Source organism: Streptosporangiales bacterium (assembly GCA_009379825.1).
GTDB lineage: Bacteria > Actinomycetota > Actinomycetes > Streptosporangiales > WHST01 > WHST01.
This window is the reverse complement of sequence record WHTA01000014.1, coordinates 16,421-39,415: the sequence shown is the minus strand read 5'-3', so window position 1 is coordinate 39,415 and position 22,995 is coordinate 16,421. Positions and strand designations below refer to the sequence as shown.

The window sequence follows — 22,995 nt, the reverse complement described above, 5'->3', positions numbered from 1 at the left end:
CATGAGGAACAGCAGCGACCGCATCCTGACCAGCCACGCCGGCAGCCTGCCGCGGACGCCCGAGCTGATCGGGCTGAACCGCGCGAAGCTGACCGGCGGTTCGCTGGACGAGGCCGAGCTGCAGGCCGGCCTGCGCGACGGCGTGGCGGAGGTCGTCCGCCGGCAGCGGGACATCGGCGTCGACGTACCCAACGACGGCGAGTACGGCCACGAGACGGGCGACGCGGTCGACTACGGCGCCTGGTGGGGCTACGTGTTCCAGCGCCTCGGCGGCCTCGAGCTCAGCGACACCGGCCTGTGGGAGGCGCCGGCCAGGCGCTCGGAGCCCGGCAACATCGTGCTCACCAGCTTCGGCGACCGGCGCGACCGCGCCCTCTTCGCGGACGCGTACAGCGACCCGAGCGCCGGCATCACCACCGGCGGCACGTCGCGCTGGTTTCCCCGTCTGCCGCGGCCCGCTCACGTATACCGGGCACGACGCTGTACAGCGCGACATCGCGAACGTCAGGGCGGCCATGGCGGCCGCCGGCGTCGAAGAGGGCTACCTGAACGCGGTGGCGCCCGGCAGCTGCGCGCGGTTCGCGAACGAGTACTACGCGACCGACGAGGAGTTCCTGTTCGCCGCCGCGGACGTGATGCGCGAGGAGTACCAGGCGATCGTCGACGCCGGGCTGATCCTGCAGCTCGACGACCCCTGCATCGCGGAGAACTGGGACCAGGTCAACCCGGAGCCGGCCGTCGAGGACTACCAGCGGTTCACCATGGTGCGGGTCGAGGCGCTGAACCACGCGATCAGGGACCTGCCGAAGGACCGCATCAGGTTCCACCTGTGCTGGGGCAGCTGGCACGGCCCGCACGTGACGGACATCCCCATGCGCGACATCGTCGACGTCATGCTGCAGGTCGACGCGGGCGGCTACTCGTTCGAGGCGGCCAACGTCAGGCACGAGCACGAGTGGAAGGTCTGGCACGACGTCACGCTGCCCGCCGACAAGGTCATCCTGCCCGGCATCGTCAGCCATGCGACCAACGTGGTGGAGCACCCCGAGCTGGTCGCGGACCGGCTCGAACGGTTCGCCCAGGCGGTGGGCAGGGAGAACGTCATCGCGTCCACCGACTGCGGCCTCGGTGGGCGGGTGCACCCGCAGCTCGCGTGGGCGAAGCTGGAGTCGCTCGCGCAGGGCGCGGAGCTGGCCAGCCGACGGCTGTGGGGCTGACCGGAGCCCTAGCCCACGGTGATCACCGTGACGGCGACCGCGGCAAGCACGAGCCCGGCCAGCTGCCTGCGGGTGCTGCGTTCCCGCAACAGGACGCGCGCGAGCAGCACCGTGACGCCCGGGTACAGCGCCGCGAGCACCGACACCACCACGAGCAGCCCCTGCCTGGACGCGAGCAGGAACGCGACCGTGGCCAGCCCACCGAGCGTGCCGGCGGCGGCCGCACCGAGGACGGTGGCGCGGCTGCGTAGGCCGGCCGTGGCACCGCGCACCGCGACCGCGAGGAACACCGCGATCGCGAGCAGTGCGACGAGCTGACCGAACACCGTCGGCCACAGCCCGCTGTCGGCGTCCGCGCGGGAGAGGGCGAGGAACAGCAGGCCGAAGCCGCCGCCGGCGAGCAGGCCGTCGACCGAGCCCTCGACCAGCTGGCCGCTGCGGAAGTCGCCCGCGCTGGCGATCAGCCAGACCGCAGGCAGGGCGAGCGCGACGCCGACGAGCGTCACGGCGGACGGCCGTTCGCCGAGCAGCAGCCCGGCGGCCGCGGGTATGGCGGCCGACCCCGCACCGGAGATCGGCCCGGCGACGCTCATCTGACCGCGGGCGAACCCGCGGTACAGCGCAACCGAGCCGACGCCGCCACCGACGCCGCTCAACGCACCCCAGCCGACCGCCGACGCAGACAGGTCACCGCCGACGAGCAGCGCCGCGACGAGCACGAGGACGGCGGCGGTGCCCTGCGCGAACAGCCCGACCCAGGCGTAGTGCGCACGGCGCGAGATCACCCCGGCCAGGAAGTCCGACGAGCCGTACGCGCACGCGCACACCAACGCCAGCGCGATAGCGATCACAAGGTGAGGCTAGCCGGCCACGTCGGCCGGTCAGCCGACGGAGACACCGCGGTTGAGCAGCGACCGCTCGACGATCTGCAGGCCGGTGAGGCCGGGCAGCCGCTGGATGCTCTCGTCGATCTTGCGCGCCGCGACGTAACCCGCCTCGCCGTTCATCACGTACCGCAGCACGTGCCGCACCTCGGACTCCGGCATCAGCCCGGAGCCGACCGGACCCCAGAACTTGTCCAGCGCGAACCTGGCCAGCCGCTGCGCCCTGCTGCCGAGCGCGAGCTTCTTCCGCGCCTGCGTGGCGTAGAACGCGACGTGCCTGGTCTCCTGCTTCGCGATGCGCCTGAGCAGTTGCGTGAGAACTGAGTGGTTGGCGACCTCGGCCAGCCGGGTGTACGCGGCGATGGCCGACCACTCGTTCACCGCACCCCACGCCATGTGCACGGCGACGTAGTCCTGCCCGGTGAAGTTGGCCAGCAGCGTGTGCTTGATCGGGTCGAGCTTGTCCTTCCAGCCGACCCGCTTGCGGACGAACCTGATGTGGCCGTAGTCGGCCGGGACCCCGTGCCGCTTCAGGACCTCCGCGAGGGCGGCCCCGTGCCAGAACTCCTCCATGTTCCACATCGTCATGAAGGTGGTGACATCCGGCTCGCGGTTGGACGGCGTGACGAGCATGTCACGCAGGTAGCAGACGGTGTGGTACTCGACGTCGCACATGTACTGAACGGCACGCAGGGTCTCCGGCGACAGCGGCTGCCGGTCGAACGCGTCGAAGTCGAGATCGTCGTATTTGACGGGCTTCGAGTTCTTCGCGTAGTCCTCGGTGTCGAAGGGCATGCTCAAACTTTACGTGCCATTGACGCCAACTGTGTCACCCCTTCGGGTCACCTACGTCACGGCACGGCAAAGCATCGGAGGAGTGCCCGTTCGCGGTGTCAGCCCGCCAGTTCGGCCAGCTCGAGCCAGCGCTCCTCGGCCTCCTCGCGCCCGGCCCGGACGGCGCGTAACGTCTGGTCGAGCTCCGCTGCGCGCTGGTAGTCGGAAGCGCTGCCCGCGAGCTGCTCGTGCAGCTCCGCCTCACGGGCGGTCAGCTTCTGGATCTGCCGCTCGACCCTCGCCAGGTCCTTCTTCGCCTGCCTGCTCTGCGCGGCCGCACTCGGCGCCGCCTGCTCTGTTTGCACTGCGGACGGCGCACGCTGTGCCTGCCGACGGTCGAGGTACTCCGTGACACCGCCAGGCAGGTGTGCAAGCGTGCCGTCGCCCATCAGCGCGTGCACCTGGTCGGTGACCCGCTCCAGGAAGTACCTGTCGTGGCTGACCACGATCAGCGTGCCCGGCCAGCCGTCCAGCAGGTCCTCGACCGCGGTCAGCGTGTCGATGTCGAGGTCGTTGGTGGGCTCGTCGAGGAGCAGCACGTTCGGCTCGGCCATCAACAGGCGCACCAGCTGCAGCCGCCTGCGCTCGCCGCCGGACAGCTCCCCGACCGGCGTCCACTGCCGGCCGTCGCGGAAGCCGAGCATCTCGCAGACCTGGCTGGCGGTGAGCTCCCGCTTGCCCACCTGGATGACCCGCCGGATCCGTTCCACCGCCTCGACCACCCGCTGGTCGCCGGCCAGCTCCTCCACGTCCTGGGAGAGGTAGCCGCGTTGCACGGTGCGGCCGACGACCAGCTTGCCGGCCGTGGGGCCAAGCTGTTCCGCGAGCAGCCGAAGCAGCGACGTCTTGCCGGCCCCGTTCACCCCGACCAGGCCGATCCGGTCACCCGGTCCGACGTGCCAGGTGAGGCGGTCGACGACCAGCGTGCTGGTGGGCTCTTCACCCACGCACAGCGTGACGTCGTGCAGCTCGTAGACGGTCTTGCCCAGCCGCGCGGACGCGAACTTGGTGAGCTCGACGCTGTCGCGCGGCGGCGGCTCGTCGGCGATCAGCTCGTTCGCCGCCTCCACCCGGAACTTCGGCTTGCTCGTGCGTGCCTGCGGGCCGCGCCGCAGCCAGGCGAGCTCCTTGCGGACGAGGTTGCGCCGGCGCTCCTCGGTGGCCGCGGCGATCCGGTCGCGCTCCGCCCGCGCGAGCACGTACGCCGCATACCCGCCGTCGTACGCGTGCACGCGCCCGTCGGCGACCTCCCAGGTCTGCTGACACACAGCGTCGAGGAACCAGCGGTCGTGTGTCACGACGACGAGCGCGGAGCGGCGGTTGCGTAGGTGCTCGGCGAGCCACGCCACCGCTTCCACGTCGAGGTGGTTGGTGGGCTCGTCGAGCACGACGACGTCCAGCTCGCGGACGAGCACCGCAGCGAGCGCGACCCGGCGGCGCTCACCGCCTGACAGCTTGGCGAGCGGCGCGTCAAGTCCCACGTTGGCCAGCCCGAGCCCGTCGAGGATCGCCCGGATCCGCGGGTCGGACGCCCACTCGTGCTCCCGCGCGTCACCGACGACGGCCGTCCGCACGTCCCCGGTCGGCGTGGCGTCGCGCTGCTCGAGCACCCCGATGCGGAGGCCGCGCACGTGCGTGACCCGCCCGGTGTCCGGCGGCTCCGCCCCGGCGAGCACGGACACCAGCGTCGTCTTGCCGGCACCGTTGGGGCCGACCACGCCGATCCGCTCGCCGGCCGCGACGCCGAGCGAGACCCCGTCGAGGAGCACGCGCTCGCCGTACGCCTTGCGCACGGTCTCCAGGTTGATCAGGTTCGCAGCCACTGCCGCCATGATGCCGTACGTGTGCCGCGACGGCCGGCTCGGTTCACCCCGGCGGGGAGCGCAGTCCCGTGCACAGCACGTCCGCCACCACACCGCCGACGGCACCGTCCCTGACCGCCACCTGGGCACCGGTGAGCAGTCCCTTCAGGTCGGTCACCGACACGTCGTCGCGGACGGCCCCGGCCGCCTGGGCACGCGCGAGCAGCTCGCCCAGCGCCTCCCTGAACTGCCCGCCGAGCTCGACCAGCTTGCGGGCGTCGCGGCCGGTCCCGGTGAGCGCGTCGAAGATCCACTTGTTGACCGCGGCGAGCTCGACGACGTCGTGCAGGTAGCGGAAGAACGCGCCGCCGGGGTCGTCGCCGGCGCCGAGCGAGCGGGCCTCGTCGACCAGCCACTGCACGCGGTCGGTCACGATCGCCTCGAACAGGGCGTCCTTCGTCGGGAAGTGCCGGTAGACGGTGCCGACGCCCACGCCGGCACGCCTGGCGATCTCGTCGACGCGCACCGACAGCCCCTCCGCGACGAAGACCTGCTCGGCCGTCTCGAGCACCCTGGCCCGGTTGCGCTGCGCGTCGGCCCGCAGCGGCCGGTTCGCGTCCTGCTCGACTACCACGGAGCCATCCTCGCATGGGGCCATGGACAACCGGAATCCCGATTCCGCATGATTACCGGAATGGATATTCCGATTCCGTACCACCTGCTGGGCCACACCGGGCTGCGGATCTTCCCGCTGGCACTCGGCACCATGACTTTCGGCGACCAGTCGTTCGGCCAGCACGACTGGGGCGCGGACGAGGCGACGTCGCGCGCCGTCTTCCACAGCTACCTGGACGCGGGCGGCAACTTCGTCGACACCGCGAACCTGTACACCGGCGGGCAGAGCGAGGAGCTGCTCGGCCGGTTCGTCGCGGACGCGGGTGTGCGCGACCGCGTCGTGCTTGCGACGAAGTTCACCGGCCCCACCGACCTGAGCGACCCGAACGCGGCCGGCAACGGGCGGAAGAACATCATGCGGTCGCTCGACGCCTCGTTGCGGCGGCTCGGCACCGACTACGTCGACCTGTACTGACTGCACATGTGGGACACCCTGACCCCCGTCGAGGAGGTGATGGCGACGTTCGACGTGCTTGTCCGCAGCGGGAAGGTGCGCGCCGTCGGCCTGTCCGACGTACCGGCCTGGTACGCGACGAAGGCACAGCTACTCGCCGACCGCCGCGGCTGGGAACCGGTGGCGGCGCTGCAGCTGGAGTACTCACTCGTCGAGCGCAACATCGAACGCGAGCACGTACCTGCCGCCCGCGACCTCGGCATTGGGCTGGTGCCGTGGGGCCCGCTGGCCAGCGGCCTGCTCACCGGGAAGTACACCCGCGGCGCGGACGGGCCGGTCGGCGACGGGCGGCTGCAGGCGTTCCGCGAGTCGCCGATGCTCTCCGCGGTGAGTGAGCAGCGGTGGGAGTGCTCGACGTACTGCGCGAGGTGGCCGAGGAGGTCGGGCGGACGCCCGCGCAGGTCACTCTCGGCTGGCTGCTGCGGCAGCCTGGCGTCACCGCACCGATCGTCGGCGCACGTACACCTGCACAGCTGGCGGAGAATCTGGGGGCGCTGGACGTCGAGCTCACCGCCGAGCAGCTCGACCGGCTGGAACGCGCCGGCCGCCCGCCGGCGGTGCACCCCTACTCGATGTTCGACCCACAGCACCAGCGCGACGTGATGCAGCTCCCCTACGAGGTACGCCGCGCCTCGTGACGCCCGGCGGCGAAGTAGACCACCAGGCCGGCGATCTCGTCCGTATGCGGCACGGGTTGTTCGGCACCGCGAAGGGCTACCGAACAACCGGGCGACCCGGCACAGTGGTCCGATGGAGTTCCTGCTGCTCGGTGCGATCGAGGTGATCGTCGACGGCCGACCGGTCGAGCTGGGCCGGCGCAGGGAACGGTGCCTGCTCGCGGTGCTGCTGCTCGACGCGGGCAAGCCGGTGCCGAGCGAGCGGCTGATCGAGCTGCTCTGGGACGAGCCGCCTGCGGACCCGCGCAAGGCACTGCAGATCCACGCGTCCCGGCTGCGGCGCGCGCTGCCCGCCGGCGTACAGCTGACCAGCGCGGCGGGCGGGTACGTCGTCCAGGTCGACCGCGACGCGGTGGGCGTACACCGGTTCACCGCGCTGGTGGAGCGCGCCCGGCGCTGCCCGGAGCCGGCCGAGCGTGCCGAGCTGCTGCGCGACGCGCTGCACCTGTGGCGGGGGCCGGTGCTGCCTGAGCTGACCACCCTCGGCAGCCGACCGATCCGCGCCCGGTTGGAGGAGATGCGCGTCGACGCGCTGGAGCAGCGGGTCGAAGCCGACCTCGCCGCCGGCCACCACCACGAACTGTTGCCCGAGCTCGCCGCGCTGCGCGCCGAACACCCCGGCAGGGACCGGCTCGCACGCGCCCGCCTGCTCGCGCTGTACCGGGCGGGCCGCAAGGCGGAGGCGCTGCAGGAGTACGAGGACGCGGCGCGCCAGCTGGTGGACGAGGTCGGCCTCGACCCCGGCCCGCAGCTGCGCGACCTGCACACGGCGATCCTGCGCGACGACCCCGACCTGGCGGTGTCGCACACTGCGGCACCGGCGCCGCCACCGATCCGGCCCGCCGAGCTGCCCGCGGACCTGCCGTCGTTCACCGCCAGGCAGGCCGAGCTCGCCGAGATCGTCGCGGCGTGCACGAGCGCGCGCGGCTACTCCGTCGTCGCCCTCGACGGCATGGCCGGCAGCGGGAAGACGGCCCTCGCAGTACACGCGGCACACCGGCTCTGCGACGACTTCCCCGACGGCCAGCTGCACCTCGACCTGCACGGCTTCACCGCTGGCGTGGAACCGGTGACCGCCGCCGACGCGCTGGAGCGGCTGCTGAGCTCGCTGGGCGTCACCGGCGCGCGGCTGCCCGCGGGTGTCGCGGAGCGCGCCGCGCTGTACCGCAGCGTGCTCGCCGACCGCCGCGTCCTCGTACTGCTCGACAACGCGGCGTCCGCCGACCAGGTGCTGCCGCTGCTGCCGGGCACGCCGAGCTGCGGCACGATCGTCACCAGCAGGCAGCGGCTCGCCGACATCGACCAGGCGAAGCACGTCTCGCTCACCCAGCTGTCGCACGCCGAGGCCGGCACGTTGTTCACCAGGGTCTGCACCGAGGAACGGCTCGCGGCGGAGCCCGACGACCGGCTCGACCAGGTCGTCGAGCACTGCGGCCGGCTGCCGCTCGCACTGCGCATCGCCGCGGCGCGGCTGCACTCCAGGCCGGCCTGGTCGGTCGGCCACCTGCTCGACCGGCTGCGCGACGAGCACCGCAGGCTGGCCGAGCTGCGCGTCGGCGAGCGCAGCGTCGCGGGCGCGTTCCACCTCTCGTACCGGCAGCTCGAACCCGACCAGCAGCGGCTGTTCCGGCTCGCCGGGCTGGTGCCTGGCACGGACTTCGACACTGGCGCGGCGGCGGCACTCCTCGGCAGCAGCGTGGCCGAGGTCGGCCCGCTGCTCGACGACCTGCTCGACATGCACCTGCTCGAGCAACAGACACCCGACAGGTACCAGTTCCACGACCTGCTCCGCGGGTACGCGGCCGACTGCGCCCGCGCGGAGGAGCCGGAGGCACAGCGGCGGGCGGCGGTGACCAGATTGCTCGACTGGTACCTGCACGCGGCGAACGCGGCCAACGAACGGCTCGACCCCGGCCGCCGGCAGGTGTCCGTACTCGAACCGGCACAGCAGGTGGCGCAGCCGACGTTCACCGGGCTCGACGACGCCGCCGCCTGGTACACCGCAGAGAACCAGAACCTGGTCGCCGCGGTGCACCACGCGGCCGCCGCCGGGTGGCACGTGCATGCCTGGCAGCTCGCGCACTGCACGCACTACTACCACTACCTGCGCAGCCACATCGGCGACTGGGTCACCACCCACCACGCGGCGCTGGCGGCCGCGCGCCACCTCGGCGACACGTTCGCCGAAGCCGAGACGCTGACCCACCTCAGCGCCGCCTACGGGCGCTCGGGACGCGCGCAGGCTGCTATCGAGTGCCTCGAACAGGCGCTGCCGCTCTACCGCGACCTCGGCGACCGGTTCGGCGAGGCGGCCGCGACGAACAACCTCGGTGCCGCGTACATGTTCACCGGCCAGCGGGACGAGAGCCGGCGCTGTTTCGAGCTGGCACTCGAGCTGCGCCAGTCCCTCGGCGACGAACGCGGGGAGGCCATCACCCGCAACAACCTCGGCAAGTGCTTCATCCATCTGGGCCGTGCCGACGAGGCGCTGCTCCAGCTGCGGCACGCGCTCAGGCAGCACCGGCAGCTCGGCCGCACCAGGAGCGCGGCGAGCACGCTGGTCAACCTCGGCGTCGTCTACGTCCAGCTGGGGTACTACGACCGTGCCCTCGCGTGCGCCGAGGAGGCCCGCGCCACCACCGAGCAGATCGGTGACCACGACGACCTGGCCGACACGCACAACCTGCTCGGCGTGCTCGCCACCCGGCGCGGAGAGCACGGCACGGCACGGGACCACCACGCCCGTGCGCTCGCCCTCAGCCGCCAGATCGGGCAGCCGTCCCTGGAGGCGGACGCACTCAACGGGCTCGGCGAGGCGCACCATGCCGCCGGCGACGCGACGGCCGCGGTGGCGCACCACGAGCAGGCGCTGGCCCTGGCCGACCGGCTCGGCGACGCAATGCTCGTCGGCCGGGCCAGGCACGGCCTCGGCCGCGTCCTGCTCGCCGACGGCGCTCCCGAGCTGGCCGAGCCGCACCTCACCGCCGCGCTGGCCGCGTACACCCGGATGCGGGCCCCCGAAGCCACCCAGGTGCGCGACGACCTGGCCGCGACCGTCGAGACCGCCGTCGGCTGAGCGGCTCCCTCAGTGGCAGTAGTTGTCGTGCATCGCCGTGTCCCGTCCCGCCGTGTCCATGACGCCGCAGACGCTAGGCGGGACCCGTTGCCGGACGGTTGCCATCGGGCTGCCACCGACGGCCGGGACGGTCGGTCAGGCCGCGGCGGCGTCGACGACGCGGGCGCCTGGCACCGGGCCGCGGGCCCGGCGGACCACCTTGCAGACCCCAGCGGACGCGAGCTCGACGGCGAGGTCGACCGCGTGGTCGGCGGAGTGCGCGAGGAACGCGCAGGTCGGGCCGGAACCCGAGACCAGCGCGCCGATCGCGCCGAGCTCCTTGCCCGCGGCGAGCGTACGGCGCAGGGTAGGCCGCAGCGAGATCGCCGCGGGCTGCAGGTCGTTGTGCAGCGCACGGCCGAGCGCCACCTCGTCGCCGGCGGCCAGCGCGGACATCAGCGCCTCGGGCTCCGGCGGGTGCACCGGCGCCGTGCCGTCCACCATCCGGTCCCACTCGCCGTACACCTTCACGGTGGACAGCCCGCTGCCGGCGACGGCGAACACCCAGTGGAACTCGCCGCGTACCAGCGCGGGCGTCAGCCGCTCACCCATCCCGCGGCCGACCGCGGTGCCGCCGACCAGCGCGAACGGCACGTCGGCACCCAGCGAGGCGGCCACCTCGTGCAGGTCGTACCTGGCCGCCCTGGTGCCCCACAGCGCGTCGCAGGCGACGAGCGCCGCCGCGGCGTCCGCGCTGCCGCCGGCCATGCCGCCGGCGACCGGGATCTGCTTACGTAGCTGCAGCGAAACGTCGGCCGGTACGCCCGCGTGCTTCGCGAGCGCGTGCACGGCCCGCACCGCGAGGTTGCGCCTGTCGGTCGGCACGCCGCGGATGTGTTCGCCCAGCACGCTCAACGTGACCCCGGGCTCGTCCGCGGGACGGGCCGTCAGGTCGTCGGTCAGCGACACCGCCTGGAAGACGTTCACCAGCTCGTGGAAGCCGTCCGAGCGCGCACTGCCGACACCGAGGTGCAGGTTCACCTTGGCGGGTGTACGCACGATCACCGATGTCACCGACGTCCGACTCCTCTCACGGTCTTGCATCGTAAGGGTCCGCCCTGGCGGCCTGCTCCGCGAGGCGTGCGAACGCGGCCACGTCGAGGGTCTCACCCCGGGCGCGCGGGTCGACACCGGCAGCGACGAGCATCGACTCGGCGCGGTCGGCACCGCCGGCCCAGTCGGCGAGCGCGACCCGCAGCGTCTTCCTGCGCTGCCCGAACGCAGCGTCGACCGCCGCGAACACCTGAGCACGGGTCGCCGACGTCGCAGGCGGCTCCCGCCGAGCGAACGCGACGAGCTCGGAGTCGACGTTCGGCCGCGGCCAGAACACGCCCCTGTTGACGGCGCCGGCCTTGCGTACGTGCGCGAACCAGGCGGCCTTCACGCTCGGCACGCCGTACACCCGGCTGCCGGGGCCGGCGGCGAGCCGCTGCGCCACCTCCGCCTGCACCAGCACCAGCCCGCCGGCAAGCGTTGGGAACGTCGACAGCAGGTGGACGAGCACCGGCACGGCGACGTTGTACGGCAGGTTCGCCACCAGCGCCGTCGGCTGCCACCCGGCCAGGTCGTCGGGCGTCACCCGCATGGCGTCGCGCTCGACCACGGTGAGCCCGGCCGCGTGCGCGGGGGCGTACGCGGCGACGGTGCGCGGCAGGGCGGCGGCCAGCGACCGGTCGACCTCCACCGCGAGCACGTGCCGCGCCGCCGGGAGCAGGCCGAGGGTCAGCGAGCCGAGGCCGGGGCCGACCTCGAGCACGACGTCGTCGGCGGTGACGCCGGACGTACGGACGATCCGCCGCACCGTCCCGACGTCGACCATGAAGTTCTGGCCGCGGGTCTTCGTCGGCCGGATGCCGAGCTGTTCGGCAAGCAGACGCACATCGGCCGGGCCCAGTAACCCGGACCCGGCCGATGCGTCAGTCACGCACTGACTATACGCGTCTAGTCGGACACGTCCATTGGCTGGGCCCAGCGCTCTCGATCAGCTTGTAAGCCCGCCTGGTCTGCTCCTCCGGCGACGCGTCGCGCGGGTCACCGGTACCGCCCACAGACTCCCAGGTGGACTGGCTGAACTGGTACAGACCGAAGTGCGTGCCGTTCGACGCGTCCGGGTTCATGCCGGACTCGCACTCGGCCAGGTACTTCCAGTCCCAGCCACCGAGGGTCCAGAACGTGCCGTCCATGCCGCTGCTCGGCGCGGCGGTGCCGACGAGCACGGTCTTGGTCTCCGGCTTCTTCAGCACCTTCTCGCGGATCTTCTTCGGCTCGCCCTTCTTGCCGTCGACGATCCGGGTCTTGTAGTAGACGACCTTCTTGCCCGCCTTGCCGGGGTCCTCGACCTTGGTCTCGCCGCGCTCGAGGTCGTCGGTCTTCTCCTTCTTGACCGGCGGCGCGATCGCGACCGTCTTCTTGGTCTTCTTGATACTCACCCGGTAGACGCGGATCTTCTCGCCTTCTTCGAGCTTCTTGCTCTGCTTCGGCTTGACCACGTCGTTGGAGTCCGTCGACACGCCGGCGTCGGCGACCGCGTCGCCGACCGTCGTACCGAAGGACAGCAACTTCTCGGTCTCGTCGTCGGCCGTGACGCTGACGCGCTTGGGCAGGCTGACCTCGATCTCCATGCCGGACAGCGGGATCCGGGTGGACCGGTCCGCGGACACTCGCATGTTCTTGTCACGGAGGCCGAACTGCTTCAGCGCCTCGGACACGCTCAACGCGGTGACCCAACGCTTCTGCTCTTTGCCGTCGACGCTGATCGTGACCTTGCGAGCGTGTTTCACGACGATCCGGTCACCATCACCGATCGACGAGGACAACTTCGGGGCGACGAGGTCACGCTTGCCGGTGTCGACGTCGGCCTTCTCCAACACGCTCGACACGTCGTCGGAGAAGGTGTGCACGGTCTGCGTCTTGCCATCGACCGTGAGCTGCACTGAATTGTCCATCGCCGCGTAGGCGACGCCACCTCCGGTCATGACAGCAACAGCTGTCACGCCGGCGGCAATTGCTGCCGGTGTCTTGCGCACAATGCTCCCTGGGGCAACGGGTACGAGGCCGCAGGGATGGAAACGGGACGGCTACCTACACACGACCGCCTGGGACTTGACGGTTCGTGGCACGTCCCCCGAACGCCACCCGAGGCCTTCCCCAGACCTCGGCTAACAAGTGTTGGACTATAACGAGACGGTCACGTCGGGAGCAAACCGACCCACCGGAAGCGGGTAAATCCCCACGGACCCACACTCACCGTCCGTAACGACCGGCCCCGCGAGACTACGCAAAACCAGGGTGGAGTCAGGGTTGGTGGGACCGTCGGTAGCCAGCGCCGCCGGGTACGGTGGAAGTACGCAAATCGCCACTCGTACCGGGCAAGGGAGCAGCAGATGACGAAGAAGGCCTTGGGCTGGTACGCCGTCGGGGGCATCGGGGCCACGATCCTGGCGTTCGCGATACTCCCCAACATCATCGCGGGACTGATCTTCGTGGCCATCGTCGCGGCCCCGGTGGTCGGGTACTTCATGCTCGACCCCAGCCAGCGCAGGCGGCTCCGCCGCGTCAGCCGCAAACAGATCGGTTCCTGACTTGCTGGAACCGCCTAGCGCCAGCCGACGTGGATGCGGTGGTCGGGGCGGCGCCAGGTGCGCCTGCTGCGTAGCCGCGGCGCCGTTGACCTGGCATAACTGACCTCCACCGCCAACCGGTCGAGGCCGGGTGAGCCGGCTGCCCGCCAGTCCCGTACGCACTCGAGCAGCTCGCGGCGCTGCTGCACCGCGTCCCCGTACCGCTCCACCGCCGCCAGCGGCCAGGACGCGTCGGCGGTGTCCATGACCAGGGCACCGAACGCGCCCGAACCCGGGTCGACCAGGCCGATCCTGGGCCCGGGCGGCGGCCCGAAGACCGAGACCAGCAGCCGCGGGTCGTGGACGAGCGCCAGGTGCCAGTGCACGGGGAACCCCGGCGTCGCGTCGATCCTGCTGACGCGCGGCCGGTCGAGCAGCAGGCCGGCGACGGCGGCACGCGCCCGTGCGGGCAGCCGGCCGAGTACCGAGCCATACGCAACGTACGTCTGCGCCGACGTTCCGTCGACCGCCACCGACACCGACAGACTCGGCGTACCACCACCTGCCGCGTCGACCTCGTCACGCAACGGCATGAACCCGCCGGGTATCACCGCGGTGGCCCGGAACCCCTGCTCGGTGCGGACGAGCGCCACCACCGCCTGGACGGCGTCCAGCCGCAGCGGCAGCACGAGCACACCGCCAGGCGCCAGCTGCTCCCACCACGCCAGCGGTACCACGTCGCTCGAGGCCGTGACGATGATCCGGTCGTACGGCCCGCCGTCGGCCGAGCCGGCCCGGCCGTCGCCGACGACCGTGGTCACCGCGGCGCCGCAGGCACGCAGTGCGCCGCCCGCCTTCGCGACCAGCGCCGCGTCGATGTCCACCGAGGTCACCTGTCCGTGCCGGCCGACCAGCCGGGCGAGCAACGCGGCGTTGTAGCCGGTGCCGAGGCCGATCTCGAGCACGCGCTGACCGGGCCGCACCGCGAGCGCCTCGAGCATCGCCGCCATCACCCCTGGCTGGCTGGACGAGCTGGTCGGGTGGCCGTCGCACTCCCTGGTGACTAGCGCGGCGTCGGCGTACACGGCGGCGAGCCCCCTGCTCGCCGCGATCTCCGGCACGAACAGCTCCCGCCGCACGGCGGCGAAGGCCCGCAGCACCGGGGTCGAACGCAGCTGACCGCTGCTCGTCAACGTCTCGACGAGCGCGCGCCGCAGTTGGCCGGAGGTCGGCATAGCTGCCGAGCGTAGCTCCCGGCCGCCGTTCGCCCGGACGGCACCGGCACAACGAGCCGAGTATTGACGGGGACAGTGATCATGGGATACCCCCGTCGCATGACCGACGCCGCGCACCGCCCCAACGTGCTACTACTGATGGCTGATCAACTCTCGGCAAGCTGGCTGCCCAGCTACGGCCACACCGTGGTCAGCAGCCCGGCGGTGGATCGACTCGCCGCTGACGCCGTGGTGTTCGAGAACGCCTACTGCCCTTCGCCGCTGTGCGCTCCGTCGCGCGCGTCGATGCTGACCGGACGACTACCGTCCCGCACGGGCGTATACGACAACGCGGCAGATATGCGCCCGTCCCTACCGACGCTGGCACATCACCTGCGCGCCGCCGGTTACCGCACCTGCCTGTCCGGCAAGATGCACTTCGTCGGGCCCGACCAACTACACGGCTTCGAAGAACGGCTGACCACCGACATCTACCCCGGCGATCTCGACTGGACGCCGGACTGGCGGCTGCCGATGAAGGACAGGTACTCCTGGTACCACACAATGGACAGTGTGCAATATCCGGCACGATGTCGAGCGTCGATGCCGATGGACTACGACGACGAGGTGGCGTTCCAGGCGGTCAGGAAGATCTACGACTTCGCCCGCGATCCTGACAACACACCGTTCTTCCTCACCGCGTCGTTCACCCACCCGCACGACCCCTGGGAGCTGCGGTCGGAGTACTGGGACCGCTACGACCTCGCGGATATCCCGGACCCGACGGTGCCGCGGATCCCGCTGGACGACGCCGATGCGCACAGTCGCAGGCTCAGGGAGATGTTCGGCGCCGACGAGGTGCAGCTCGGCGACGAGCAGGTACGTAAGGCACGGCACGGCTACTACGCCGCGGTGAGCTACGTCGACGCGCGCATCGGCGAGCTGCTCGACGCCCTCGACGACAGCGGGCTCGCCGACGACACCATCGTCGTGCTCACCTCCGACCACGGCGAGATGCTCGGCGAGCGCGGTCTCTGGTACAAGATGTCGTTCTACGAGCACTCGGCCCGGGTGCCGCTGATGATCCGCGTGCCAGGACGCACCCCGCGGCGGGTCGAGGCACCGGTGTCACTGCTCGACCTGGCGCCGACGGTCGTCGACCTGTCCGGCGTCACCCCCGACCGGCTCGACGTCGACGGCATGACGTTGGCACCGCTGGTCGACGGGAGACGCGCGGATCGCGGCGCCCCTGTCGTCGCGGAGTACCTCGCCGAGGGCGTGACCGCCCCTGCGGTGATGGTCCGCAACGAGCGGTTCAAGCTGATCCGCTGTCCCGGCGACCCCGACCTGCTCTACGACCTCGCGACCGACCCGGACGAGCTCGACAACCTGGCCGGCAGCTGTGCGTACGCAGGCACCCTGGACACGCTCGGCGCGGAGGTGGAGAGCCGCTGGGACCTGGGTGAGCTCGACAACAGGGTGCGCGGCAGCCAGCTGGACCGGCTGGTCGTCGCACCGGCGCTGACCCGCGGCATCCGCACCGACTGGGACTTCTGCCCGTACCTCGACGGCAGCAGCGTCTACGTCCGCAGCCACACGAACATGTACGAGCTGCAGCGCAGGTCGCGGATGGAGGTCTGAGCCGCCGGGGCGGGTCAGGACGGAGGCACGCCGAGGCCGAACACGCGGGCGGCGTTCGCGGCTGCGGTGGCGGCCAGCTCGTCCTCGCCTACGCCGCGCACCTCGGCCAGGCAGCGCACGGTCAACGGCATCAGGTACGGCGCGTTCGGCCGGCCGCGGTACGGCATCGGCGTGAGGTACGGCGCGTCGGTCTCCACCACGACCAGGTCGGGCGGCGCCACCTCGGCAGCGGCCCGCAGGTCCGCGGCGTTCTTGAACGTGACGGTGCCGGCGAAGCTCATCAGGTAGCCGCGTTCGGCGCAGGTCCTGGCCAGTTCCGCGTCACCGGAGAAGCAGTGCATGACCGTGTGCTCGGGCGCACCGTCGGCGGCCAGCACGTCGAGCACGTCGGCGTGCGCGTCGCGGTCGTGGATCACCAGCGCCTTGCCGGTGTGCTTCGCGATGTCGATGTGGCGGCGGAACGCCTGCCGCTGCAGCTGCGGGTCGACCCGCTCCCAGTAGTAGTCCAGCCCGGTCTCCCCCACGGCGGACACCTCGGGCAGCGCGGCGAGCCTGGCGATCTCCGCGTACGTCTCCTCGCCCGCGGAACCGACCTCGTTGGGGTGGATCGCCACGGCGGCGTACACCTCGTCGTACGACGCGGCCGTCGCGGCGCACCACCGCGACGACTCGACGGTGTCGCCGGTGGTCACCATGGCGGTGACGCCGACGGCACGCGCCTGCGCGACGACGTCGGCGACGTCGGTCTCCAACGCGTCCAGGTGGGTGTGGCTGTCGACCGTCGCCACCCGCAGCGGCTCGGGCGCCGGGGGCGACGATCCCTCGCGGCGCTTGCTCACGCGTCGTCTGGCAGCCGGGGGAACAGGGCCGGCCCCTTTGTGATCTGCGCGCCCTCTGGCAGCTGTCCCCAGTCGCCTGCCTGCTGCACCCGCTGGTCGGCGAGCGCACCCAGGTGGGCTTCCGCGCCGAGCAGCTCCCACAGCTGCGCGCATGCCTTCGGCAGCACCGGGTTGTGCAGCACGGCGATCGCCCGCAGCGACTCGGCCGCGGTGTAGAGGATGGTGGCCAGCCGCGCCCGACTCTCCTCGGTGTCGGACTTCGCGACTTTCCACGGCTCCTGCTCGGTGACGTAGACGTTCACCGCGCCGACGAACTCGTTGGTCGCGGTCACCGCCTCGTGCAGCGCGAACCGGTCGATCGCCTGGTCCGCGGTCGTGACGGCCGCGGACAGCTTGGCCGTGAGCGCCTCCTCGGCCGGCCCGTGGTCGGTCGGCTTCGGCAGCACCCCGCCGAAGTACTTGCCCACCATCGCGGCGACCCGCGACGCGAGGTTGCCGAGCCCGTTGGCCAGCTCCGAGGTGTAGACGGCGGACATGTTCTCCCAGGAGAACGAGCCGTCGGAGCCGAAGTGGATGGCCCGCATGAAGTAGTACCTGAACGCGTCGGAGCCGAAGTGGTCGACGATGTCGCGCGGGTGGATGCCGGTGAGCTTGGTCTTGCTCATCTTCTGCCCGCCGACCAGCAGCCAGCCGTGCGCGAACACCGACCGCGGCACGTCGATGCCGGCGGCCATCAGCATCGCCGGCCAGATCACCGCGTGGAACCTCGCGATGTCCTTGCCCACCAGGTGCAGGTTCGCCGGCCAGATACGGGCGAACGCGTCCTCGTCTGCGCTGTACCCGGCCGCGGTGACGTAGTTGAGCAGCGCCTCGATCCACACGTAGAGGACGTGCTCCTCGTCCCACGGCACGGGGATGCCCCAGTCGAACGTGGACCTGGTGATGGAGAGGTCCTGCAGGCCCTGCCGGATGAACGAGATCAGCTCGTTGCGGGTGCTCTCCGGCTGGACGAACTCCGGGCGCTCCTCGTAGAGGGCGAGCAGCCGGTCGGCGAACTCGGACAGCCGGAAGAAGTAGTTCGTCTCGGCGAGCATCTCGACCGGCCGGCCGTGGATCGGGCAGAGCTTCGCGCCGTCCTCGCCGTCCTCGAGCTCGCTCTCCAGCTTGAACTCCTCGCACGACACGCAGTACGGGCCCTCGTACCTGCCCTGGTAGACGTGCCCGACGTCGTACAGCGTCTGCCAGAAGGTGCGCACCCGGTCGATGTGCCGGCGCTCGGTGGTGCGGATGAAGTCGTCGTTGCTGATGTCGAGCACCTCGAGGACCGGCTTCCACTCGCTCTCCACCAGCCGGTCGCACCACTCCTTCGGCGCGACCCCGTTCGCCTCGGCGGTGCGCATGACCTTCTGCCCGTGCTCGTCGGTGCCGGTGAGGAAGTGCACCGGCTCCCCGCGCTGCCGGTGCCAGCGCGCGATCATATCCGCGGCGACCGTGGTGTACGCGTGCCCGAGGTGCGGCACGTCGTTGACGTAGTAGATCGGCGTGGTGACGTAGAACGCGCTGGTTTCGACTGCCATGCCCGCATCTTCTCAAGCCCCGTCGACGCTGGTGACGCGACCTCTCCTCATCCACAGATCGCCAGCGCGGTCGTATCCTCGGTGTCGGGAGGTGGCACGCTGATGCCCGATGACGAGGAGCAGCCGATGACCGCGATCCCGCTGCCGCCGACGCACCTGCTGACCGTCAGGGAGTACCTCAGCCTGGGCGAGGACGAGTACGGGCGGTCCGAGCTCCAGGAGGGCAGCCTGGTGATGTCCCCGAGCCCGATACCCAACCACAACGTCGCGGCGTACCGGCTGGCCGCAGCGCTCGACCAGCAGCTGCCCGACCACCTGGAACCGATCCTGGACATCGACGTCGACCTGCTGCTGGCGCCGGCGGACGGCCCGGGCACCTGCCGGCGCCCCGACGTGGCCGTGGTGCACAAGGCGGCGCGGCCGCGGGTGCACGCCGAGGGTGGCTCGCTGCGAGCATCCGACGTGGTGCTCGCAGTGGAGGTCACCTCGCCGGGCTCGCGCCGTACGGACAATGTGATCAAGCGCCTGGAGTACGCCGACGCCGGCATCCCGCACTACTGGATCGTCGACCTGGACGACCCGGTGACGCTGCTGGCCTGCCGGCGGCACGACGAGCTCGGCTACGTCGAGAGCCAGCACGCGACGCACACGTTCACCGCTACCGAGCCGTTCGCGGTCACCATCGGCCTCGACCAGCTCTACTGACCTACCGGGGCGCGTGGACGACCGCGTCATAGACGTCTCGTTTGGGCACCCCGGCCGTGCGTGCCACCTCGGCGATCGCGTCCTTGCGCGTGATTCCCGCCGCTACCCTGGCGGCCACCTCGGCCGCCAGGTCGGCCGGCTCGGCGCTGGCCGTGGCCGGCTCGGCGCCGGCGACCACCAGGGTGACCTCGCCGCGTACGCCGGCGGCGGCCCAGTCAGCCAGGTGGGCGAGGGTGCCGCGCTCGACCTCCTCGTAGGTCTTGGTGAGCTCGCGGCAGACGGCGGCGGCGCGGTCCGCGCCGAAGGCCTCCGTCATGGCGCCCAGCGTCTGTGCCACCCGCCGCGGCGACTCGAAGAACACCATGGTGCGGGGCTCGCCGGCGAGCTCGGCCAGCCGCGCGGCCCGCTGCCCCGGCTTGCGCGGCAGGAACCCCTCGAAGCAGAACCGGTCCACCGGCAGGCCGCTGAGCGCGAGCGCGGTCGTCACGGCGGACGGACCGGGCACCGCCGTCACGGCGACGCCCGCCTCCACCGCCGCGACCACCAGCCGGTACCCGGGGTCGGAGACGCTGGGCATGCCCGCGTCGGTGACCAGGACCACCCGCGCGCCGCCGCGCAGCTCGTCGACCAGCTCGCCGGTACGGCTGCGCTCGTTGCCCTCCCAGTACGACACGACGCGGGGCAGCGTGACGCCGAGCGTCCCGGCAAGCCTGCGTAGCCGCCTGGTGTCCTCGGCGGCGACCACGTCGGCCGTTGCGAGCTGCGCGGTCAGCCGCGGCGGGGCGTCCGCAGGGTCGCCGAGCGGGGTGCCGGCGAGCACCAGCAGGCCCGCCCGCCGGTCGCCGTCCGCCTGCTCGGTCACCCCGTCATGCTGCCCTACCCCACCGCGACCAGGTGCACGCACCTACGATTGGCCGGGTGGCAACGACGGACACCCGCCCCAGCCAGCAAGCTGACGACGACCCGCGCTGGTCCCCCGGTGAGTTGGTCGCCAGGCTCGCCCCGGTGATCCCTGGCAGCCGGCTCATCGGATGGCTCGCCCCGCTCGGGATCGCCGTGCTCGCCGGCGTGCTCAGGCTCTGGGATCTCGGCAACCCGCACGCGGTGGTGTTCGACGAGACGTACTACGCCAAGGACTCGCTGTCGTTGCTCAAGTTCGGCGTCGAGCACGAGTACGCCGACGAGGCGAAGGTCGTCGACAAGCTGCTGCTCGGCGGCAGCACAGACATCTACAAGGACAACGCGTCGTTCATCGTCCACCCGCAGGTCGGCAAGTGGATGATCGCGCTCGGCTACCTGCTGGTGGCCTGGGGGAAGTCGGCGTTCGGCGGCCAGCCGTTCGACTTGGAGGCCGGCGTGACGCCGGTCGGCTGGCGTATCTCCGCGGCGATCGTCGGCACCCTCGCCATCCTGGTGATGGCGCGCGTCGCACGGCGGATGACCCGCTCGACCATGCTCGGCTGCCTGGCCGCGCTGCTGCTCACCTTCGACGGCCTGGAGTTCGTGCAGAGCCGGGTGGCGCTGCTCGACATCTTCCTGATGTTCTGGATCCTCGCCGCCTTCGCCTGCCTGGTTGCCGACCGAGATCACGCGAGACGCCGGCTGGCCAGACTGGTGGAGAGACACGGCGCCGGGGACTTCGGGCCCTGGCTCGGCATCCGCGGCTGGCGCATCGCCGCCGGCGTCTGCCTCGGCCTGGCGGTGGGCACGAAGTGGTCCGGGCTGTGGACCGTCGCCGCGTTCGGGCTGCTGACGTTCTTCTGGGACGTCGGCGCGCGCCGCGCAGCCGGGGTCAAGCGGCCGTTCCTCGGAGCGCTCAAGCTCGACTCCGCGCCGGCGTTCGCTTCCATCGTGGTGCTGGCGGCGTTCGTCTACGTGGCGTCCTGGTGGAGCTGGTTCGCCACGCCAGGCGGCTGGGACAGGGACTGGACGGACGAGTCGAAGTTCGGCGTGCCCGCGGTGGTCCGCAACTGGTGGCACTACCACGTCGAGATCTACAACTTCCATACCGGGCTGACCTCGAACCACGACTACGAGTCGTCGCCGTGGGGCTGGATGGTGCTCGCCCGCCCCGTCGCGTACTTCTACGAGTCGCCCGGCGGCTGCGGCGAGGCGAGCTGCTCCAGCGCCATCACCGGCCTCGGCACGCCGGCGATCTGGTGGGTGTCGATCCCGGTGATGCTCGCGATGATCTGGCTGTGGCTGATCCGCCGCGACTGGCGCGCGGCGACCGTCGTGGTCGGTCTCGCGGCGAGCTGGGTGCCGTGGCTGCAGTACCCGGAGCGCACGATGTTCTTCTTCTACGCGCTGCCGATGCTGCCGTTCATCGTGCTGGCGCTCACCATCGCCGCGGGCTGGGCGATCGGGCCGAAACCGCCGCCCGGCATGCCGGCGAGCAACCGGCGGATCGGCGGCACGATCGCGGTGGGCACGTACACGCTGCTGGTCGCGGCGAACTTCCTGTACTTCCTGCCGATCTTCACCGCCCAGGTGATCCCGTACGCCAGCTGGGCGGCGCGAATGTGGCTGCCCACGTGGATCTGACCGATATGTGACCTAGGTCACATATCGAGTGTCCCGTTCGTCACGCCCCCGGCCCGGGGCCGAGGACGATACTGGCCCCGATGCTCACCGGGGTGGAACCGCGACGGATGGGCGTCGCGGCTGCACTCGCGACGGTCATGATCGTCCCGAGCCTCACCCAGTTCGCGCTGGGTTCGCTCGCGCCGCTGCTGACCAGCGAGTTCCACCTGACGCCGAGCACCTTCGGCCTGGTCACAGGCACCTACTACCTCGCCGCCGCCGTTCTGTCGCCGCTGCTGGCGCGCTGGCTCTACCGGCTGGGCACCCGCCGGTCGCTGGTCGTCACGGTGCTCGTCGGGTGGGTGGGGTCGCTCGCCCTCGCCGGGTCGCAGGCGCTGGCCGCAGTGCTGGTCAGCGTCTTCGTCGCCGGCGCCGCGACGGCCATGGCGAACCCAGCCACCAACGTCGTGATCTCGACGCTGCCGCGCCCGCACGCCGCGCTGGTCGGCGTCAAGCAATCCGGCGTGCAGGCGGCGGCGCTGCTGGCCGGCGCGATGCTCCCCGCAGTGGCCGTCGGCTACGGCTGGCGTACGGCGGTGCTCGGCTGTTCGGTCGGCTTCGCCATCGGGCTCGCGGTGATCATGCTCGTGCCGGCGGCGCCGCGTACCGAGGAACCGGCGCACGAGACCACCGGCAGGCTCTCCCGCGAGGTACACCGGCTCGGGGTGTTCGCCGCATTGATGGGCTGCGGGATGGCCGCGAGCAACGTCTACCTCGTGCTCTTCGCGCACCAACGCGTGCACCTGGACATCCGGCTGGCCGGCGCGCTGCTGGCCGTCATGGGCCTGGTCGCGGTCGTGGCTCGGATCGTGCTCACCCAGGTCGTGGAGCGCACCCGGTCGCCGGAGCGCGCCGGCATCCACATGCTGCGGGCGATGGCGGTGCTCGCGGTGGGCGCCACGGTACTGATAGCGACCGCGCCGTGGCTGGGCCTCGCCGCGCTGTGGGCCGGCGCCGCCATCACCGGCCTCAGCGTCGCCTCGTTCAACGGGATCATGATGTTCGTGGTGATCCGCACCACGGAGAAGGAGGCCACGGCGCGCGCGTCCGGCCTCGTGCAGGGCGCGTTCTTCGCCGGCATGCTGGTCAGCCCGCCGGTCTTCGGCCTGCTCGTCGACCTGGCCGGCGACTACGCGTACGGCTGGGGGTGGGCAGCGGTGTGCCTTGCCGTCGGGGCAGTGGTCCTGCCGTTTCGGCCACCCGCCCCTGCCGCCTGAC

General features: G+C 71.5%; 18 protein-coding genes and 2 pseudogenes. 9 read left to right on the top strand and 11 right to left on the bottom strand.

Annotated features, from left to right (window positions below):
• The first annotated feature begins 1 nt into the window (after window position 1).
• A pseudogene (locus GEV07_09845) lies at window positions 2-1,217 on the top strand (epoxyalkane--coenzyme M transferase).
• A gap of 8 nt (window positions 1,218-1,225) precedes the next feature.
• Here GEV07_09845 and GEV07_09840 read toward each other — a convergent pair.
• From GEV07_09840 to GEV07_09825, 4 genes are all read right to left on the bottom strand, one after another.
• Window positions 1,226-2,065: an EamA family transporter gene (locus tag GEV07_09840; protein ID MQA03000.1), complete on the bottom strand. Its 840-nt coding sequence runs from the start codon at window positions 2,063-2,065 to the stop codon at window positions 1,226-1,228.
• A 33-nt stretch (window positions 2,066-2,098) separates the two neighbouring features.
• Window positions 2,099-2,896, bottom strand: coding sequence for a ferritin-like domain-containing protein (locus GEV07_09835; GenBank protein MQA02999.1), 798 nt, complete (start codon window positions 2,894-2,896; stop codon window positions 2,099-2,101).
• Window positions 2,897-2,994: 98 nt separating this feature from the next.
• Window positions 2,995-4,767: an ATP-binding cassette domain-containing protein gene (locus GEV07_09830; protein ID MQA02998.1), complete on the bottom strand. Its 1,773-nt coding sequence runs from the start codon at window positions 4,765-4,767 to the stop codon at window positions 2,995-2,997.
• A 34-nt stretch (window positions 4,768-4,801) separates the two neighbouring features.
• Window positions 4,802-5,395 (bottom strand): TetR family transcriptional regulator, encoded by a 594-nt coding sequence (locus tag GEV07_09825; GenBank protein ID MQA02997.1) that lies wholly within the window; start codon window positions 5,393-5,395, stop codon window positions 4,802-4,804.
• A 24-nt stretch (window positions 5,396-5,419) separates the two neighbouring features.
• Here GEV07_09825 and GEV07_09820 point away from each other — a divergent pair, with 24 nt between their 5' ends.
• From GEV07_09820 to GEV07_09810, 3 genes are all read left to right on the top strand, one after another.
• Window positions 5,420-5,827 (top strand): hypothetical protein, encoded by a 408-nt coding sequence (locus tag GEV07_09820; GenBank protein MQA02996.1) that lies wholly within the window; start codon window positions 5,420-5,422, stop codon window positions 5,825-5,827.
• A 6-nt stretch (window positions 5,828-5,833) separates the two neighbouring features.
• A complete protein-coding gene (locus GEV07_09815) occupies window positions 5,834-6,469 on the top strand; it encodes a hypothetical protein (protein ID MQA02995.1) in 636 nt (211 codons plus the stop codon).
• Window positions 6,470-6,616: 147 nt separating this feature from the next.
• Window positions 6,617-9,619: a tetratricopeptide repeat protein gene (locus tag GEV07_09810; protein ID MQA02994.1), complete on the top strand. Its 3,003-nt coding sequence runs from the start codon at window positions 6,617-6,619 to the stop codon at window positions 9,617-9,619.
• A gap of 135 nt (window positions 9,620-9,754) precedes the next feature.
• Here GEV07_09810 and GEV07_09805 read toward each other — a convergent pair whose 3' ends face one another.
• From GEV07_09805 to GEV07_09795, 3 genes are read right to left on the bottom strand one after another with little or no spacing between them, the layout of a single operon-like run.
• Complete coding sequence (locus GEV07_09805) at window positions 9,755-10,702, bottom strand: 4-(cytidine 5'-diphospho)-2-C-methyl-D-erythritol kinase (protein MQA02993.1); 948 nt, start codon at window positions 10,700-10,702, stop codon at window positions 9,755-9,757.
• Window positions 10,689-11,582: a 16S rRNA (adenine(1518)-N(6)/adenine(1519)-N(6))-dimethyltransferase RsmA gene (gene rsmA, locus GEV07_09800; protein MQA02992.1), complete on the bottom strand. Its 894-nt coding sequence runs from the start codon at window positions 11,580-11,582 to the stop codon at window positions 10,689-10,691. Before rsmA ends, GEV07_09805 begins: the two co-directional genes overlap by 14 nt.
• A gap of 7 nt (window positions 11,583-11,589) precedes the next feature.
• On the bottom strand, window positions 11,590-12,633 hold the full coding sequence (locus tag GEV07_09795) for a DUF348 domain-containing protein (GenBank protein ID MQA02991.1): 1,044 nt from the start codon (window positions 12,631-12,633) through the stop codon (window positions 11,590-11,592).
• Window positions 12,634-13,041: 408 nt separating this feature from the next.
• Between GEV07_09795 and GEV07_09790 the strand changes: the two genes are divergently transcribed.
• Window positions 13,042-13,239 carry a hypothetical protein gene (locus GEV07_09790; protein MQA02990.1) on the top strand — a complete coding sequence of 66 codons (198 nt, stop codon included), beginning with the start codon at window positions 13,042-13,044 and terminating at the stop codon, window positions 13,237-13,239.
• A 557-nt stretch (window positions 13,240-13,796) separates the two neighbouring features.
• Here GEV07_09790 and GEV07_09785 read toward each other — a convergent pair.
• Window positions 13,797-14,453: pseudogene (locus GEV07_09785) on the bottom strand (methyltransferase domain-containing protein).
• A gap of 99 nt (window positions 14,454-14,552) precedes the next feature.
• On the opposite strand from GEV07_09785, the gene betC reads away from it, so the two are divergent.
• Window positions 14,553-16,073, top strand: a complete 1,521-nt coding sequence (gene betC / locus GEV07_09780; GenBank protein MQA02989.1) for a choline-sulfatase — start codon at window positions 14,553-14,555, stop codon at window positions 16,071-16,073.
• Between the two features lie 14 nt (window positions 16,074-16,087).
• Here the strand turns inward: betC and GEV07_09775 are convergent, their stop codons facing one another.
• Complete coding sequence (locus tag GEV07_09775) at window positions 16,088-16,912, bottom strand: YchF/TatD family DNA exonuclease (protein MQA02988.1); 825 nt, start codon at window positions 16,910-16,912, stop codon at window positions 16,088-16,090.
• Complete coding sequence (locus GEV07_09770) at window positions 16,909-18,489, bottom strand: methionine--tRNA ligase (protein ID MQA02987.1); 1,581 nt, start codon at window positions 18,487-18,489, stop codon at window positions 16,909-16,911. Before GEV07_09770 ends, GEV07_09775 begins: the two co-directional genes overlap by 4 nt.
• A gap of 126 nt (window positions 18,490-18,615) precedes the next feature.
• Here GEV07_09770 and GEV07_09765 point away from each other — a divergent pair, with 126 nt between their 5' ends.
• Window positions 18,616-19,194, top strand: a complete 579-nt coding sequence (locus GEV07_09765) for a Uma2 family endonuclease (protein ID MQA02986.1) — start codon at window positions 18,616-18,618, stop codon at window positions 19,192-19,194.
• A gap of 1 nt (window position 19,195) precedes the next feature.
• Here GEV07_09765 and rsmI read toward each other — a convergent pair whose 3' ends face one another.
• Window positions 19,196-20,056, bottom strand: a complete 861-nt coding sequence (gene rsmI, locus GEV07_09760) for a 16S rRNA (cytidine(1402)-2'-O)-methyltransferase (protein ID MQA02985.1) — start codon at window positions 20,054-20,056, stop codon at window positions 19,196-19,198.
• A gap of 56 nt (window positions 20,057-20,112) precedes the next feature.
• Here rsmI and GEV07_09755 point away from each other — a divergent pair, with 56 nt between their 5' ends.
• Together GEV07_09755 and GEV07_09750 are read left to right on the top strand one after the other, a co-directional pair.
• On the top strand, window positions 20,113-21,738 hold the full coding sequence (locus GEV07_09755) for a phospholipid carrier-dependent glycosyltransferase (protein MQA02984.1): 1,626 nt from the start codon (window positions 20,113-20,115) through the stop codon (window positions 21,736-21,738).
• A gap of 80 nt (window positions 21,739-21,818) precedes the next feature.
• Window positions 21,819-22,994 (top strand): MFS transporter, encoded by a 1,176-nt coding sequence (locus tag GEV07_09750; GenBank protein MQA02983.1) that lies wholly within the window; start codon window positions 21,819-21,821, stop codon window positions 22,992-22,994.
• Window position 22,995 lies beyond the last annotated feature (1 nt).